Annotated in this window: 14 protein-coding genes; 5 read left to right on the forward strand and 9 right to left on the reverse strand. The window is 66.2% G+C overall.

Going from position 1 to position 16,326, the window contains the following annotated elements:
• Window positions 1-3: 3 nt before the first annotated feature.
• The 6 genes from ggt to P6U30_RS21915 form a co-directional block, all read right to left on the reverse strand.
• The gene (gene ggt / locus P6U30_RS21890; protein ID WP_407164990.1) at window positions 4-1,740 is read right to left on the reverse strand and encodes a gamma-glutamyltransferase; all 1,737 of its coding nucleotides are present in this window, start codon (window positions 1,738-1,740) and stop codon (window positions 4-6) included.
• A 112-nt stretch (window positions 1,741-1,852) separates the two neighbouring features.
• On the reverse strand, window positions 1,853-3,463 hold the full coding sequence (locus tag P6U30_RS21895; protein WP_407164991.1) for an ABC transporter ATP-binding protein: 1,611 nt from the start codon (window positions 3,461-3,463) through the stop codon (window positions 1,853-1,855).
• Window positions 3,460-4,272, reverse strand: coding sequence for an ABC transporter permease (locus P6U30_RS21900; RefSeq protein ID WP_407164992.1), 813 nt, complete (start codon window positions 4,270-4,272; stop codon window positions 3,460-3,462). Before P6U30_RS21900 ends, P6U30_RS21895 begins: the two co-directional genes overlap by 4 nt.
• On the reverse strand, window positions 4,269-5,213 hold the full coding sequence (locus tag P6U30_RS21905; protein WP_407164993.1) for an ABC transporter permease: 945 nt from the start codon (window positions 5,211-5,213) through the stop codon (window positions 4,269-4,271). Before P6U30_RS21905 ends, P6U30_RS21900 begins: the two co-directional genes overlap by 4 nt.
• Window positions 5,214-5,231: 18 nt before the next feature.
• The gene (locus P6U30_RS21910; protein ID WP_407164994.1) at window positions 5,232-6,803 is read right to left on the reverse strand and encodes an ABC transporter substrate-binding protein; all 1,572 of its coding nucleotides are present in this window, start codon (window positions 6,801-6,803) and stop codon (window positions 5,232-5,234) included.
• 2 nt (window positions 6,804-6,805) lie between these two features.
• Entirely contained in the window at window positions 6,806-7,966 is a 1,161-nt protein-coding gene (locus P6U30_RS21915) for a C45 family autoproteolytic acyltransferase/hydolase (RefSeq protein WP_407164995.1), read from the reverse strand.
• Window positions 7,967-8,023: 57 nt separating this feature from the next.
• Between P6U30_RS21915 and P6U30_RS21920 the strand changes: the two genes are divergently transcribed.
• Together P6U30_RS21920 and P6U30_RS21925 are read left to right on the forward strand one after the other, a co-directional pair.
• Entirely contained in the window at window positions 8,024-8,968 is a 945-nt protein-coding gene (locus P6U30_RS21920) for a GntR family transcriptional regulator (RefSeq protein WP_407164996.1), read from the forward strand.
• A gap of 12 nt (window positions 8,969-8,980) precedes the next feature.
• Window positions 8,981-10,327 (forward strand): aspartate aminotransferase family protein, encoded by a 1,347-nt coding sequence (locus P6U30_RS21925; RefSeq protein WP_407164997.1) that lies wholly within the window; start codon window positions 8,981-8,983, stop codon window positions 10,325-10,327.
• Between the two features lie 3 nt (window positions 10,328-10,330).
• Here P6U30_RS21925 and P6U30_RS21930 read toward each other — a convergent pair whose 3' ends face one another.
• The 3 genes from P6U30_RS21930 to P6U30_RS21940 form a co-directional block, all read right to left on the reverse strand.
• Window positions 10,331-10,858, reverse strand: coding sequence for a DUF4269 domain-containing protein (locus P6U30_RS21930; protein WP_407164998.1), 528 nt, complete (start codon window positions 10,856-10,858; stop codon window positions 10,331-10,333).
• Between the two features lie 144 nt (window positions 10,859-11,002).
• Complete coding sequence (locus P6U30_RS21935; RefSeq protein WP_407164999.1) at window positions 11,003-11,284, reverse strand: hypothetical protein; 282 nt, start codon at window positions 11,282-11,284, stop codon at window positions 11,003-11,005.
• 625 nt (window positions 11,285-11,909) lie between these two features.
• Window positions 11,910-12,551, reverse strand: coding sequence for a TetR/AcrR family transcriptional regulator (locus tag P6U30_RS21940; protein ID WP_407165000.1), 642 nt, complete (start codon window positions 12,549-12,551; stop codon window positions 11,910-11,912).
• 329 nt (window positions 12,552-12,880) lie between these two features.
• Here P6U30_RS21940 and P6U30_RS21945 point away from each other — a divergent pair, with 329 nt between their 5' ends.
• From P6U30_RS21945 to P6U30_RS21955, 3 genes are all read left to right on the forward strand, one after another.
• Window positions 12,881-13,501: a hypothetical protein gene (locus P6U30_RS21945; RefSeq protein ID WP_407165001.1), complete on the forward strand. Its 621-nt coding sequence runs from the start codon at window positions 12,881-12,883 to the stop codon at window positions 13,499-13,501.
• A 173-nt stretch (window positions 13,502-13,674) separates the two neighbouring features.
• A complete protein-coding gene (locus P6U30_RS21950; protein WP_407165002.1) occupies window positions 13,675-14,943 on the forward strand; it encodes an MFS transporter in 1,269 nt (422 codons plus the stop codon).
• A 191-nt stretch (window positions 14,944-15,134) separates the two neighbouring features.
• A complete protein-coding gene (locus P6U30_RS21955) occupies window positions 15,135-16,286 on the forward strand; it encodes a DUF1254 domain-containing protein (RefSeq protein WP_407165003.1) in 1,152 nt (383 codons plus the stop codon).
• The last annotated feature ends 40 nt before the right edge of the window (window positions 16,287-16,326 follow it).

Raw genomic sequence — 16,326 nt, forward strand, 5'->3', positions numbered from 1 at the left:
CGCTCAGTAGCCGGCCGCCAGTCCGGTGTTGAGGCGTGGATCGTTCGCCCCGTAGAAGCGATTGTTGCCGACCGGCTTGCCGCCCAGCGCCGGTGCGCCGACGATGATCATCGCCAGGTGATTGGGAGGCTGCGGCGGACCGAACTTGTGTCCCATCCCCTCCAGGATCTTCTGCGTGTCCGGCGACAGCGTGTAGCGCTCCAGGTTGGTCGGCTCCGGAAGCCATTGCTGGTGGAAGCGCGGCATGTCGACGGCTTCCTGCGCGTTCATGCCGTAATCGATCGCGTTGATCATCGTCAGCATCACGGCCGTGATGATGCGACTGCCGCCCGGCGTGCCCACCACGATGACCGGCTTGCCGTCCCTGGTAACGATGGTCGGGCTCATCGAGGACAGCGGACGCTTGCCCGGCACGATCGCGTTGGTCTCGCCCTGCACAAGGCCGTACAGGTTAGGAACGCCGATCTTGGCAGTGAAGTCGTCCATCTCGTCGTTGAGCAGCACGCCGGTCTTGGCCGCCGTCACCTTGGCGCCGAACCAGTCGTTCAACGTATAGGTCACCGACACCGCGTTGCCGTCCTTGTCGGCAATCGAATAATGCGTGGTGTTGCTGCCCTCGTGCGGTGCAACGCCCGGCTTGATGTCCCTGGACACACCGGCCTTGTTCGGATCGATCGCGGCGCGGATCTTCGCGGCGTAGCTCTTGTCGAGCAGATGCTCGAGCGGATTCTTCACGAAGTCGGGGTCGCCGAGATAGCTGTTGCGGTCGACATAGGCATGCCGCATCGCCTCGATCTGGTAGTGCACGGCCTGCGCGGAGTGATAGCCCAGCTCCTTGAGCGGATAGCCCTCCAGAATGTTCAACATCTCGCAGATGATCGCCCCGCCCGAGCTCGGCGGCGGCGCCGAGATCACGTGGTAGCCGCGGTAGTCGCACTCGACGGGAGCGAGTTCCCGGACCTTGTAGTTGTCGAGGTCGTCCTGCGTGAGCAGGCCCTTGCCGGCCTGGTTCGAGGCCACGATGGCGGCGCCGACCCAACCCTTGTAGAACCCGTCGGTGCCGCGCTTGCTGATCTCGCGCAGGGTTTCGGCGAGCTCGTGCTGCACCAGCCGCTCGCCGACCTCGAACGGCTTGCCGTTGTTGAGGAAGATCGCGGCCGAAGCCGGGTCTTCCTTGAGGTCGTCGGTCGCGGAATGCAGCATGTCGACGTCGCCCTGGCGCAGCGCAAAGCCGTCCTCCGCCAGTTGCAACGCGGGCGCGATCAGGTCGGCGCGCTTCATGGTGCCGTATTTCTCGCGCGCATATTCCATGCCGGCGACCGAACCCGGCACGCCGACGGCGAGATGGCCCTTGGTCGACAGGCCCTTGATGACGTTGCCGTCTTTGTCGAGATACATGTTGGCAGTGGCGCCCTTCGGCGCCGTTTCGCGGAAATCCAGGAAGGTCTTTCGACCATCCGCGAGCTGGATGGTCATGAAGCCGCCGCCACCGAGATTGCCGGCCGCCGGATAGACCACGGCGAGCGCGTAACCGACCGCCACCGCGGCGTCCACGGCGTTGCCACCCCGCTTGAGCACATCAACACCCACCATCGTCGCCAGATGCTGGGCAGTCACCACCATGCCGTGCTCGGCCGCGACCGGCGCAACGGACGCAGCATGGCCGGGCGCGGTTGTCGCAACGCCGATCGATACAATCGCGGCGACGACCCACCGCACGCCGGTCACTTTCTCTTGCATTGGAATTCCCCCGCGAAACGCCGACTGCTGCGGCGCTTGTTGCTATCTAGACGCGCAAACCTAGCAGGCTGCGCGGCCATGCACCATGGGAGATGTTTCGCGCGGCAGCGCGTCAGCCCGACGCCCGCATATTCGTCGGTCCGGCAAAGTCGAGCACCGGCGTCGCCGCCAGCAGCGCCTTGGTGTAGTCATGCTGCGGGCGATCGAACACATCGTCGCGCGTGCCCTGCTCGACGATGCGGCCGCCCTGCATCACCACCACGCGATCGGCGACCTGCTCGACCGCGGCAAGGTCATGGCTGATGAAAAGACAAGCAAAGCCGTACTGCGCCTGCAGCCGCTCGAACAGCTTCAGCACCTGGGCCTGGATCGTCATGTCGAGCGCGGAGACCGGTTCGTCCGCCACCACGAACGCCGGATGCCGCACGATCGCGCGCGCGATCGCGATGCGCTGCCGCTGCCCGCCGGAGAGCTCATGCGGCCAGCGCTCGGCGAAGCCGTCGAGCCCGACCTCGTCGAGCATGCCGGCGACGCGCTTATTGCGCTCGGTGGCCGAAAGTCCCGCGACATGACGCAGCGGCTCGGCAACGATCTCACCGACGCGCATGCGCGGGTCGAGCGACGAATACGGATCCTGGAACACGAGCTGCGCGGCAAGGCGAAACGCGCGGTCATGCGCTGTCACGTCCCTGCCCTGAAAGCGGATCTCGCCGCCGGCCGCTGGGATCAGCCGCAGCATGGCGCGACCCAGCGTGGTCTTGCCCGATCCGCTGCCGCCGACCACGGCCACCGTCTCGCCGGCACCGATATCGAGATCGACGCCGTTGACTGCCGCGACGTCGGCGTCGCGTCGGAACAGGCGCTGCCGGCCGCCGAACGACACCTTCAGCCCACGCACGCTCATCAGCGGCTCACCCGCCGCGCGCCGCGGCGCCGCAGCGCGACGGCGCGGCAGGGCGTCGACGAGCTGGCGCGTGTAGGCTTCGCGCGGCGCGGACAATATCTGCCGGACGCTGCCGGTCTCCACCACCCGTCCCTGCCGCAGCACCACCGCGCGCTGCGCGTAGCGCGACACCAGGCCGAGATTGTGCGTGATCAGCATCACCGAGGTGCCGTGATCGCGCGCCAACTCCACCATCAGGTCGAGCACCTCGCGCTGGCTCAGCGTGTCGAGCGCGGTGGTGGGCTCGTCGGCCAGCAAGAGCTTCGGCTTCAACAGCATCACCGAAGCGAGCATGATGCGCTGGCGCATGCCGCCGGAGAACTCGTGCGGATAGGTATTGAAGGTGTGCTCGGGATCGCGGATCTGCACCCGCGCCAGCATGTCGAGGCAGCGGCACTTGATCTCGCGCTTGGTCAGCGTCTCATGCAGCGCAAGGCCCTCGGCCATCTGCGCGCCGACGCTGATCGCCGGATTGAGCGAGACCATCGGCTCCTGGAACACCATGCCGACCGAACGGCCGCGCAGCGCGCGCATGCGGTGCGGCCCAACGGTCGCGAGGTCCTCGCCGTCGAGCCGGATCCGGCCGCCGGCCCGGCGCAGCCCCGGCGGCAGCAGGCCGAGAATGGCACGCGCCGCCGCAGTCTTGCCGCTGCCGGACTCGCCAACCACGGCGAGGAATTCGCCGCGCTCGATCGCGAACGAGACGTCGTCGACCACCACGAGCCCGGTCCTGCCGGCCTCGATGCGCAGATGATCGACGGTGAGCAGCGGTGTCGTCATCCGTGTGCCATCCTGGGATCGAGACGATCGCGCAAGGAATCGCCGAGCAGGTTGATGCCGAGCAGCGTGAGCGCGATGCACAGCCCGGGCGCGATGCTGAGCCAGGCCGCCGTTTCCATGTAGGGACGGCTTGCCGCCAGCATGTTGCCCCAGGTCGGCGCCGGCGGCGGCACGCCGAGACCGAGGAAGCTCAGCGCGCTCTCGGCCAGCAGCACCCAGCCGAACATGCTGGTCGCGAGCACGGCGACCGGCGCCACCGCGTTCGGCAGCACGTGCCGGACCATCGAGTAGAATTCCGAGTTTCCGATCACGCGCGAGGCCTCGATATATTCCTTCTCGCGGATCGACAGCACCGTACCGCGCACGACGCGCGCGACCGAAGGAATGTAGGCGAGCCCGAGCGCCAGCACGAGGCCGGACTTGTTGGCGCCGATCACGATCATCACCGCCAGCGCCAGCAGAATGCCGGGAAACGCCAGCAGCGCGTCATTGATCGCCATGATGATGCGATCGGTCCAGCCGCGCAGATAACCGGCGACGCCGCCGACCACGACGCCGATGCAGACCGCAAGCACGACGGTAGCGAGCGCCACCACGACGCTGGCGCTGGCGCCCGCCATCAGGCGGCTCAGTACGTCGCGGCCGAACTCGTCGGTGCCAAGCCAGTACATCGACGACGGCGGTTGCAGCCGCGCCTTTAGATTGATCCGCAACGGATCGAACGGCGTCCAGAACGCCGCAGTGACCGCGGTGCCGAGCAGCAGCGCGATCAGCGCCCCGCCGATGATGGTGTTGGCGCGCCACCTCATGCGATGGTCACCCTCGGATCGAACAGCGGATAGCAGAGATCGACGATCAGGTTGACGACGACATAGATCACCGCGGTGAACAGCAGGCAGCCCTGCACCACCGGATAATCCCGCGCGAAGATCGAATCGACCAGCAGCCGCCCGAGGCCCGGCAGCGTGAACACGGTCTCGATCACAGCGATGCCGCCGAGCAGATGGCCGAGCACGAGGCCAATCAGGGTCCAGGTCGGCGCGAAGGCGTTGGGCAGCACGTGGCGGCCGAGCACCAGCCATTCCGGCACGCCCTTGGCGAGCGCATGGGTGACATATTCGAGCCGCAGCACCTCGATCGAGGACGCCCGCGCCATCCGCGTCAGCACGCCGATCTCGACGATGGTCAACGTTGCGACCGGCAGCAGCATGAACATCAAAGCCTGCCAGAAATTCTCCGAGAACGGCACGTAGCCGATGACCGGCAGCCATTTCAGCGTGAGGCCGAACAGCAAGAGCAGCAGCAGGCCGAGCCAGAAGCTCGGGATTGACAGCAGCAGCGTGGCGCTACCGACGATCGCCAGATCGAGCGCGCTGTTCTGCTTCCAGGCCGCGATCAGGCCGGCCACGACCGCGATAGAGGCGGCAAGGCCCACCGCGACCAACACGATGACGGCGCTGACCTGGAAGCGTTCCAGGATCAGCGGCAGCACCGGAAGGTTGTTGGTGATGGAGTGGCCGAGGTCGCCGGTCGCGAGCTTGCCGAGCCAGTAGAGGAATTGCAGCGGCACCGGCTGGTCGAGCCCAAGCTGCGCGCGCAGTTGCGCGGCCTGCGTGGCATCGGCGTTGTCGCCGAGCATCACCTGCACCGGATCGCCCGGGATCAGGCGCACCAGCGTGAACACCGCGACCGCCACCAGCAGCAGCGTCGGGATCGTCATCGCCAGCCGTCTTGCAAGGTAGCCCAGCATCGCCGCGATTCCTTCCCGTTACTCGACGCTGACGCCCCAGAAGCGCGGCTGCGCGAACAGCCAGCCGGCATACCCCTTGACATTCTTGCGCAGAGCGGAAATCTCGGAGCCGTTGAACAGCACGACCATCGGCACGTCGTCGATGAAGCGCCGATGCAGCTCGTCGAACAGCTTCTGGCGCTTGGCCTTGTCGTCGATCATCATCGACTCCTGCAGCATTCGCTGCGCCTCCGGGTTGTCCCAAACCTTGCGCGGCTGCGTCGCCTTCGGTCCGGTCAGCATCTCGAAGCTGAGCGAGGGGTCGAGCCGCGCCGAGTAGACGAAGGCCATCGACTGGTAGTCGCCGCGGTTGTAGCGGTCGAGCTGGGCGGCCCAGTCCAGCACCTCGATGTCGATATTGATGCCGACCGCCTGCGCCATCGCCTGCACCAGCACCGCGGAATCGAACACGAAGGCGTAGCGTTTGTTGGCGATCATCTTGATCGGCTGGCCGTGGTAGCCGGCCTGCGCCAGGAGCTTCTTGGCCTCCGCGATATTCTGGGTGTAGCCGTGCGCCTCGACCTCGCCGTAGAACGGGCTGCCGATCGGCAGCGCCGAATTGTTCGGCCGCGCCGTGCCCTGCATCACCGCATCGACGATCTGCGGCGTGTCGAGGCAGAGCGCGATCGCGCGGCGGATGCGGACGTCCTTCAACAGCGGATCGCGGGTCTGGAACAGGATGCCGGTGACGCCGAGCGCCGGCGTGATGCTGAGCTGCACGTCCGGCCGCGCCTTGAGGTCGTCGCGATCCGGGATCGCGAGGTTGCTGATCACATCCAGCGAGCCCGAGAGCAGGCCCGCCTTCGCCGCCGAGCTGTCCGGAATGACGTTGAAGCGGACACGGTCGACCACCGCGGTCTTGTTGCCGGTGTAGCCGGTGCGCGGCTCGGCCCGCGCGGCGTAGCCGTCGAAACGCACCAGATCGACATACTGTCCCCGCTTCCACTCGCCGAGCTTGAACGGCCCGGTGCCAACAGGCGCGATCCATTTGCCGTCCGGCCCGACCGAGTCGCGATGGATGATGGCGGTCTGCCCGCAATCGGGCCGCGCGATGGTCGGCAGGAACAGCGCGGTCGGCTGGTCGAGCGTGATGACGACGGTCTGCGCATCAGGCGCCTCGATCTTGTCGATGCGGGCGATCCCATTCGCGCTGAACTCGGACAGGCAGCGCCACTGCGTGGCAGGATCGAGCCAGCGCTTGAACGACCACACCACGTCGGCCGCAGTCATGCCGGCGCCGTTGTGGAATTTGACGCCCTGGCGCAGGTGGAAGGTATAGGTCTTGCCCTCGTTCGAGACCGTCCAACTGTCCGCCAGCATCGGCCCGATCGAGGTATCGTCGCGGAACGCGACCAGCCCCTCGACGATATGCGCCATCACGCCGTCGGTGTTGGCGTCGCGGTTGGTGCCGGGATCGGTGGAGCGGATGTCGGCGTTGAGCCGCGTGCGCAGCAGGGTCTCGGCTGCGGCCCCGACCGGCACCGCCGCGAGCGCGGCCGACAGCACCATCAAGCCGACCGTCAGCAATGCTCGCGACCGTCGACCCGGCATCATCACGACGCCCTCGCGGTCGCGGACGGCGCGGCCTCGTTGCGCGGGCTGGCCGCTACCTCGAGCCGATAGCTGGTGAACTGTCGGTTCAGCGCCGGCAGCGGCGCGACCTCCATTAGCCCGCTGGCCGGCTCCATCAGCACCATCGCGACCGTGGCGCTGAGATTGTTGCTGAGATTGCGGCGCGGCGGCCGGCACACCGACCAGGGATAGGCGAAATCGTCGAACAACGCCGTCTTGACGGTCTCGAAGCTGATCGTCCCGAGATGCGGTTGCAGCAATTCGCGCACCCGGATATCGCGATAGAGGCTGTCCGGCGTGCTGGCGATACCGGTATCCCTGAGCTTGCCGAGCGCCACCGGGCTGACGAAATGGTTGGCGTGCACCAAGAGCCCGCGATCGGGATGCACCTGGAAGGTCTCGTCCGGCGCGCATTCGAAGTCGATCGCGACACCGTCGCGATGGCTGACGATCATGTTGTTCGCGGCGGATTTCTTCGTGCAATAGACCGTGCGCATCGCCAGCGCGACGTGATCGCTCTCCAGCACCTTGCGCCGGATCAGCGCCAGCGGCGCACCGATCTGGCGATAGTCGCGGTCGCACTGCAGATAGTTCGCCGTGATCGCGATGCCGACCGCGTTGAAGCCGCAGCGGCCGAGTGCGCCGGCCTCCGTGAAGGTCATGAGATCGGGACCATCGTCGCGGCGCACCTTCAGTACGACGGCGGTCTCGGCGCATTCGCGCTTCCAGTCCCAGTTCTGGGCATGGATCAGACGCCCGGAGGCGCTTGCCTGCGGCAGCACGACGACGCCGGTGCAGCCATCGGGCTCGTCAGGCGTCTTCAGCCGCGCCCGAACCGACGGCTCCGCGAGCTTGAGGATCTCGGTGCGGGCATTGAGCAGCACGACGTCCTCGAACGGGACGCCGGCGCCCTCCGCGATGCCGCGCATCTCCTCGATATAGGTCGGCTCGAACGCTTCGACGATCGGGAGATAATCGCCCACCAGCGCGGCCACGCCGGCGGCGTCGAGCGAAAGCTCCTTGAGCTGCGCGAAATAGTGCGACGTGCCCTTGCGGATGCGATCCGCTGCCTGGCGGCCATACTGCTTGCCGCGCTCATGCGGCGGCCCGGAAATCTCGATCAGGGGAAATGGTTCGACCATCGCTTTGCGCCAACTTCCTTTTGCTTTTCGAGGAAGGCTAATGTATTTTGTGGCGACATGAAACAAAAATCTTTGCCCACTCCGAAGGCGGCGCCGAGCCGCCTTCAGCGCGAACTGTCGGCGAGCATCCTGGAGGTGATCCGGGCGGACAAGCTCGCGCCCGGCGCGCGGCTTGCGGAGGTGGCGCTGGCGGAGCGGTTGCAGGTGTCGCGCACGCCGGTGCGCGCCGCGCTGAAGTTGCTGGCAAGCCGCCGCCTGGTGCGGCCCGGCGCGAGCCGCGGCTATTTCGTGGCCGATACGGTGCCGCCTGCGCGGAAGGCTGCAGCCAAACCCGTCCCCGCCGACACCGACCGCTTATTCCTTGCGATCGCGCGCGACCGGCGCAGCGGGCGCCTTCCGATCGATGTCTCCGAGCGCGACCTGATGCAGCGCTACGGCGCGACGCGTCCCGTGGTGCAGCGCGTGCTGACCAAGCTTGCCGAGGTCGCGGCCGTGCAGCGCAAGCCCGGGCACGGCTGGCGCTTCCAGCCGATCATCGCAGATGCCGCCGCGCGCGACGAAAGCTACCGCTATCGGATCCTGATCGAGCCCGCCGGCCTGCTGGAGCCCGGCTTCCGCCTCGATCCGTCCTGGGCCGCAGAGATGCGCGAACGTCACCGGGAGACGATGAAGCTGCCGTGGAACGACACCGCAAGCATCGCGCTCTACGAGATGAATGCGGCCTTCCATGAAGGCCTGGCCGCCGCCTCCGGCAACCGCTTCCTGCTGGTCGCCGTGCAGCAGCAGAACCGGCTGCGCCGATTTGCAAACTATGATTGGACCTTCGGCTATGAGCGCGTGCTGGTGAACTGCCGCGAGCATCTTGAAATCCTCGACCGGCTCGAGGCCGGCGAGCGCGAGACCGCGGCAGCGCTGCTGCGCAGGCACCTGGAAAGTGCCTCGAAGCTTATACGCGTCACCGACAATCCGACCTACGGCCACATCAACAACGTCAGGAAATAACAGGAGGCCTCCATGCATTCGCCGCACGCAGAGATGTCGAACACGCCCCTCACCCGCGAGGCGATGGAGCCGTTCTGGATGCCGATGACGCCGAACCGGCAGTTCAAGTCCAATCCGCGCCTGTTCGTCGGCGCCGAGGGCATGCATTACGTGGCGCAGGACGGCCGCCGCATTCTCGACGGCATGGCCGGGCTCTGGTGCGTCAATGCCGGACACGGCCAGAAGCGGATCACCGAGGCGATCCAGAATCAGGCCGCGAAGCTCGATTTCGTCTCCTCGTTCCAGATGAGCCACCCGGCCGCGTTCGAGCTGGCCGGACGCATTGCCGAAATTGCGCCCGAAGGGCTCGACCACGTCTTCTTCACCAATTCCGGCTCGGAATCGGTCGACACCGCGCTCAAGATCGCGCGCGGCTATCACCGCGCCCGCGGCGACGCGAGCCGCATCCGCTTCATCTCGCGCGCCAAGGCCTATCACGGCATGGGCTGGGGCGGATTGTCGGTGAGCGGCATCGTCCGCCATCGCCGCGACTTCGGCCCGCTGCTGCCCGAGGTCGACCATCTGCCGCATACCCATGATCCCGAGCATGCGGCGTTCTCGCGCGGCCAGCCGCAATGGGGCGCGCATTTCGCCGACGAGCTGGAGAAGCTGCTGACGATCCACGATCCCTCGACGATCGCGGCCGTCATCGTCGAGCCCGTTACCGGCTCGGGCGGCGTCTTTCCGCCGCCGGTCGGCTATCTTGAGCGGCTGCGCCAGATCTGCGACCAGCACGGCATCCTCTTGATCTTCGACGAAGTCATCACCGGCTTCGGCCGGCTTGGCGCGCCGTTCGCGGCCAACGCGCTCGGTGTGACGCCCGATCTCATCACCTGCGCCAAGGGCATGACCAATGCGGCGGTGCCGATGGGCGGCGTGATCACCAGCGGCAAGGTTTATCAGGCGCTGATGAACGGGCCGGAAAACACCGTCGAGCTGTTCCACGGCTACACCTACTCGGCGCATCCGCTGGCCTGTGCGGCGGGGCTCGCCGCGCTCGACGTCTATCACGACCTCGGCCTGTTCGACCGCGCGCGGCGCATCGCGCCGGTCTGGGAGGCGGCCGCGCATGCGCTGAGAGACGCGCCCCACGTCACCGATATCAGGAACATCGGCCTGCTCGCGGCGATCGATCTCAAGCCGCGTGACGGGGCAGCAGGTGCGCGCGGCACCGAGTGCGCCACGCGCAGCTATGATGACGGCATCCTGATCCGCGCGGCCGGCGACACCTTGATGATCTCGCCGCCGCTGATCATCACCGAGGAGCAGATCGAGGCGATCTTCGCGGCGATCCGCCGCGCGCTGGGCGCGATCGCCTGACGTTTAAGCGAAATCCCTGGCCGCGAGCAGCGCGCGCAACTGCGCATCGCTCGCCGCGGCCAGTTCGAGCAATCCACGATAGGGATCGCCGCCGATGCCGAGCACGGCGGCGAAGGCCGGCTCAGTCTTCTTCCCAGCGGCTCTTTGTGTGCCGACGGCTTGACGGAGCCGCCCATCATCGAGCGCGAGCAATCGCCGCTCGACCTCGAAGTGGAGCCAGCCCGGCTGCTCTTCCACGGGACGCGTGTCGCCGAACAGTTCAAACGGCCAGCCGTCCCACCTGAACCGTGCGATCGCAGGCCGCGTGCCCGACATCCATCGGTAGAGCACAAAGCCATCGGCCAGGTGATATTGCTCCCACACCACCGCCGCGAAAGCGTTCGGGTCGGCCGCGTGGCAGACGATATCGATGTCGCTGCCGGGTACCGCGAGCCCAAGCGGCAACGTGCCGACCACACGCGGATCGAACGGACTGAGCGTCGTGGTCACGGCGGAGTTCGTGATCGCCGCCACGTAGTCCGGAACAACCATCCCGCAGCCCTCGCTGTTGCCGAACACCGGCAATAGCAACGTTTGCTAGAGATGTCTGCATTGTCCGCGCCGCCACCGCCGTCGCGATATTGCGAGCCGGCGTGCGGGAGCCGCTGCCCGGACGTGCCGCTTGATCAAGCGTCGTCAGTAATGTCGATGGTACGCTTTGCCGACAGAGCGACCGCTATAGCCGCGCATTTCCGCGTGTGCGTTCCTCGTGGAACGCGGCAATGTGGCACTGTTCGGCCGGACCGCCGGTGCGGGCGTCTGCTTCACCACCAAGCCCTGGGTGAAGGGATCACGATCCGGATACTGCGCGCATTCCTGACACTGCGCCGACGCGCTCGACGCATACGCGACAGACGCGAACGCCGCCGCAGCAAGCGTAAGCGACGTGACAGCCAACTGTTTCTTGCGGTTCCTCATTGTTCTTTTCCTTTTCTTCGCCATGATCCGCCCGCGTCTGAGGTGGCGCGTCTCCCGCAAAGAGTTAGCCCGCCTATGGTGGGGCTGGTATGCATTGAGCGGTCACGCCAACGTGCATCCGTCACGATGGCCATTCGGAACAGGACCAACACTGCGAACGTTGCAACTGCGCTTTCCGTTGGCGCCTGTCGCGTGATCGACCTCCAGCGGCAATTCGGAGACGACAATGCGCAAGAACACCTACGCGATCGTGATCATCGTCGGTCTCGCCCTCGCGCCGGCTCAACTGCTCGCACAAGGCGTGGGCGGCGCTGCACCGCCGCCCAGACCCGGAGATCGAGCGGCTCCTTCAGGCGGCGTCGGCGGGAGCGCGCTTCCGACCAAGCCCGGACAGCGGATCGGACCTTCCGGTGGCGTTGGCGGCGCTGCGCCACCCGCCGCTCCTGGAGCGGCGAGCGGCGATTCCGGCAGCAGCCGGAGCACAACAGGAAACAGGAGTACAAGGGGAAGATGAGCCGGCACGCGTGGTAGTCGGATCGACAGCAGATCAGTCTCGCCTCACGCATTTCAACCGATGAGCGCATTTCGGCCGACACCGGCTCGCTTTCCTCGGTGACGCTTGCACCTATTTCGAAGTCTCGGCTGCCATTTGCCGCAAGGCAGCGGTCAGCAGGAGGCCGAGACAATCCTTGGCCTCGGCAATGCTACGGCTCGGATAGGTGCGAAGCGACTGCCACATCTCCCAATCGACGAGGGTTGCGATGGCCACGAGCCATTTCCGCCGTTCGTCCTCGGGCAGCCGGTCGAGCTCGACGGCAAACCATAGCTCCACCACATCACGGAAGGCCTTGCGCACCCGGAGGCGGTGCTTCTGCAGCATGGGTGAGGTCTCGATCATCGCATTTGAGGCACGACGATGGGGCGTCATGGTCTCGAGCCTGCGGGCGCGCATGTCGATGAACTGCGCGATGCGATTTTCCACCCCGCCATGCAGAATGGCCTCGGAAGGCGGCGGCTCGATCCGGTCCGGCGTCAACGCTTCGAGCACCGCCTGCCTGAGTTGTCCCTTCTCCGGAAAATGCAAGAAGAACGTCCGCATCGAAACGCCGGCGCGTTCGGCGATCTGTTGCGACGAGGGCCGCAGCACGCCTTCGTTCTGCAGCGCGATACAGGCGGCGATGATATTGCCGCGGGTGATCTGCGCGCGTTGCCGCCGGCCATCGACGGGCTCGGCAACGGATTCAGCGCGGGGCGAGCGGGAAACCATGCAATCGCATCCTTCAAGAGTTTGACTCTCTCATAGCAAAACCGGGCGCGAGACAATATTCGCAAGGCAGCCGTGCCGCGATTTTTTGCGCACCCCGAGTTGCAGCGCCGCGATCGATCAGCCACGACCGCAGCGCCATGACGCTCCCTCGCCTCCCGGGCCAAGTCCATGCGGCTTGACGCCGCCCGCCCGGCTGCATTATTATTGCACAATCTTATGCAATAAGATGTACCTGAGGAATTGGCTCGGCCACCACGACGGCGGTGTATCCGCCGCCAGTCGGTCCTCGGCAAGACCGCGTCTGGGGCTGGACGAACAGGGAGGAGCCGTTGTCAGACATCAACTACCGCATCCTGCGCTTCGACGAGCTTGTCGTTCAGCCCAATCGCGGCGAGGACGTCGCCAGGGCGATCAAAGCGAACGGGCCGCCTCCGAGCGCCCAGTTGCTCGGAGTGTTCCAGCCGCTGATCGGGGTTTCGAGCAATATCGTCACCGTCGTCACCAATTGGACCGGCGAGCCTGCACCGCATTGCTATGAGAATGCGGCGACCCGCAGCGTCCGCAGCCGCGTGTTCGACACGCTGGCCCGCGGCCAAATGCCGTGCACCGCCGACGGCATCTACACCCATCGCTGGTTCGTGGTCGCGCCGGACCAGGTGCAAGCCCTGACGGCGCTGAGCGCCGAGGCCTGGCGATCGTCCGAAGCCGACACCGGAATGCGCATCGCGGGCTTCTGGAACTGCCGCCAGCCCACCGCCGACGGCGCGGCGCTGGTGCTGATGATCGTCAACTATCCAAGCCTCACCGCGTGGGACGAGAGCCGCTACTGGAAGCCGAAGCCCGAGCATCAGGCGCAACCGAATCGAGACGTCTGGGGCGGGCTGTTCGCGCGTCGGCGCGAGATCCTGCTCGATTCCTGGGTCACGGTGCATCAGCTCGCAAAGTCATGATCGACGCAGCACGGACGGCTTGACATCGCGCAAACGCCAAACTTATAACTGCATAAACATATGCAAAAATATTTCGGGAGGATCAACGTGTCGTTCAGCCGCAATGCTGCATCGCGGATTGGCGCGGCGCTTCCGCAGCCAACGTTCACCGCTGAAACGTGACGCGGGCCAGCATGGCGCGGCAGGTTATAAGCCCCGGCTGGAAGGTCGTGATCGGCTCGGGAATCGGCATTTCGTTCGGCGCGGCGCCGATCTTCACCAGTGGCTTCGCGCTGCTCACGAGCGCAATGGCGCACGAGTACGGCTGGAACCAGACCGAGGTGGCCCAGGCCGCAACCATCGTGCTGTCGGCAACGATGATCGCCTATTTGTTCTGCGCCTGGCCACTCGATCGATTGGGATCGCGCAGATTTGCCGCCACCAGCATCGCGCTGTTCGCAATATCGCTCGTCGTTCTGAGCCAGGTCGGACCTTCGCTGTCGCAGTTCTATCTCGCGGCCGCCCTGTTCGGCTTCGTCGGCGCAGGGACGAATGTCGTCTCCTACGCGAAGGCGATCTCGCGCTGGTTCGATCGCAAGCGCGGCCTTGCCCTTGGTCTTGCCGCAAGCGCGCAGGCCGGCGGCAGCTTTATCGTGCCGCTGGCCGCGCATGGGATCATCACGCGGTACGGCTGGTCGGCCGCCCTGCTCTCCTTTGCCGCGTTCGAGATCGTCGTCTGCCTGCCGCTCGTGGCGTGGCTGGTGAAGGACAGTCCGCCCGCCGACGCTTCAGTGCCGGACAGCGGCAGCCGGCCGCAGATTGCCGAACCGGAGGTCGCCGAGGCCGATATCGGCGCCGCGGAAATCGTTCGCTCCGCGACCTTCTGGAAGCTCGCGCTCTGCTTTGCGGCGATCGGGATGTCGTTCTACGCGATCGCGCCGAACACGATGTACATCTTGACGAGACGCGGCGACGTGACCGCGGCCGATGTCGCCTGGATTCAGGCGATCGGCGCCATCGCCGCGTTGTTCGGCCGCATTCTCGTCGGACTTCTGCTCGACCGGCTGCACGCACGTGTCGTCGGCATCTTGACCGTGCTGTTGATGGCGACGTCGATGCTGATCAACGGGACTGCGACCGGAGTTGCAACCATGGCCGCCGCCTCGATCCTGATGGGATTTGCGATCGGCGGTGAAGCCGACCTGATGCCCTATCTGGCCGGGCGCTACTTCGGCACGCGCTCCGTCTCCAAGGTCTTTAGCTGGCTTCTGTTCGCGTTCTGCATCGGCGCTGCCGCCGGACCGGTTGCGTTCGTCCGGCTGTCGACATTGAGCGACAGCGTGGTCACGCCATTGCTGCTGTTGTCGGCCCTGCAGATCGTCCCGGTCGCGCTGTTCCTATCGCTCGGCCGCTACCGGACAGCGCCCGAGCCCGCCTTCAACCTCGCCGCTGCACCGTCATGATCGAGTGCGACCGATCACAAGACAAAGCCGCACATACCGACCGCCGCATCTGGAGTACGTGACATGAGCCTCAGCGAATTGCTTCCGACACCGCGCCCGCCGCTGATGCGGCACTTGCCCCTGCAGCCCCGGAGGCCCGCCTCGCCGAGGCCGCCGGTGAGGCCTTCATCTACGCGCTGCCGCTGATCGAGATGGCGGCCCTGCGCCAGCGCACGCGACGATCGAACGTGCTGTCGCATCAGCGCGCCTTGCTCGACCACACCCATCGCTGGGTCACGACGCCGAACAACGACACCCTGTACTCGATCGCATGGCTCGACCTGAGTGGAGGCCCGCTACGTCTGACGATCCCGGCGACCGGCGATCGCTACTACTCCGCCGCGTTGATGGACATGTTCACCAACAACAACGCCGTGCTGAGCACACGCACGATCGGCAACGTAGGTGGCACCTTCACGATCGTCGGTCCCGGGCAGAGCGGCTCCGGCCCCAACGTCGTGCGTGTCGCGACGCCGCACGCTTGGCTGCTGATCAGAACGCTGGTCGATGGTCCTGCCGATCTCGACGCCACGCACCGCGTGCAGGACGGCTTCGCGCTCGAGGGCGTATCTGGCGCTGCGCTCGACGCGTATGCGGACCGCAACGCCGCCGCGCCCGAGCTTTTCGGCAGCGTCAGGCGCTTGCTGGCATCTGATCCGCCACCGGCAACCGATGTCGCCCTGCTTCGCCGCATCGCGCCTGTGCTCGACCTGACCGAGCCGACGGCAGCGGAGGTGGACGCGATGGCGGACGGCCTCACCAGGGCGCGATCGGCGCTGATGTCAGCCGGAAAGCGCCGAGCGTTCATCGATGGCTGGAGCTACCCACTCCCTTGCCTCGGCGATTTCGACCAGCATTACCGCTATCGCGCCGTGGTGGCGCTGTGGGGCATCGGCGCGCTGCCGGTCGCCGAAGCCATGTATATGCGGGCTGCCGGAAATCTCGAGAACGGCTTCTTCGACGGCACGGCCGGCTACCAGCTCCGCCTGCCCGCGAGGATGCCGCTGAACGCCTTCTGGTCGCTGACGATGTACGAGATCGCCGACGACAATCAGCTATTTCTCGCAGAGAACCCGCTGCGCCGCTACGCCATCGGCGATCGGACCGAGGGACTTCGGCGCAACACGGATGGCTCGATCACGCTCTGGATCAGCCGCGCCGATCCGGGCGGCGACCGGACTGCAAACTGGTTGCCGGCGCCGAGCAGCGGCCCGTTCAGCCTGATCATGCGCTGCTATCTCCCGAGCAACGAGTTGCTGGAAGGCCGCTGGCGCCTGCCGCCGGTTGAGGAGATCCGAAACTAGCGGATGCGACGACCCGAATGGTGCGATGGGGATTCGGGTC

It is taken from the genome of Bradyrhizobium sp. ORS 111 (genome assembly GCF_045571485.1).
Lineage (GTDB): Bacteria > Pseudomonadota > Alphaproteobacteria > Rhizobiales > Xanthobacteraceae > Bradyrhizobium.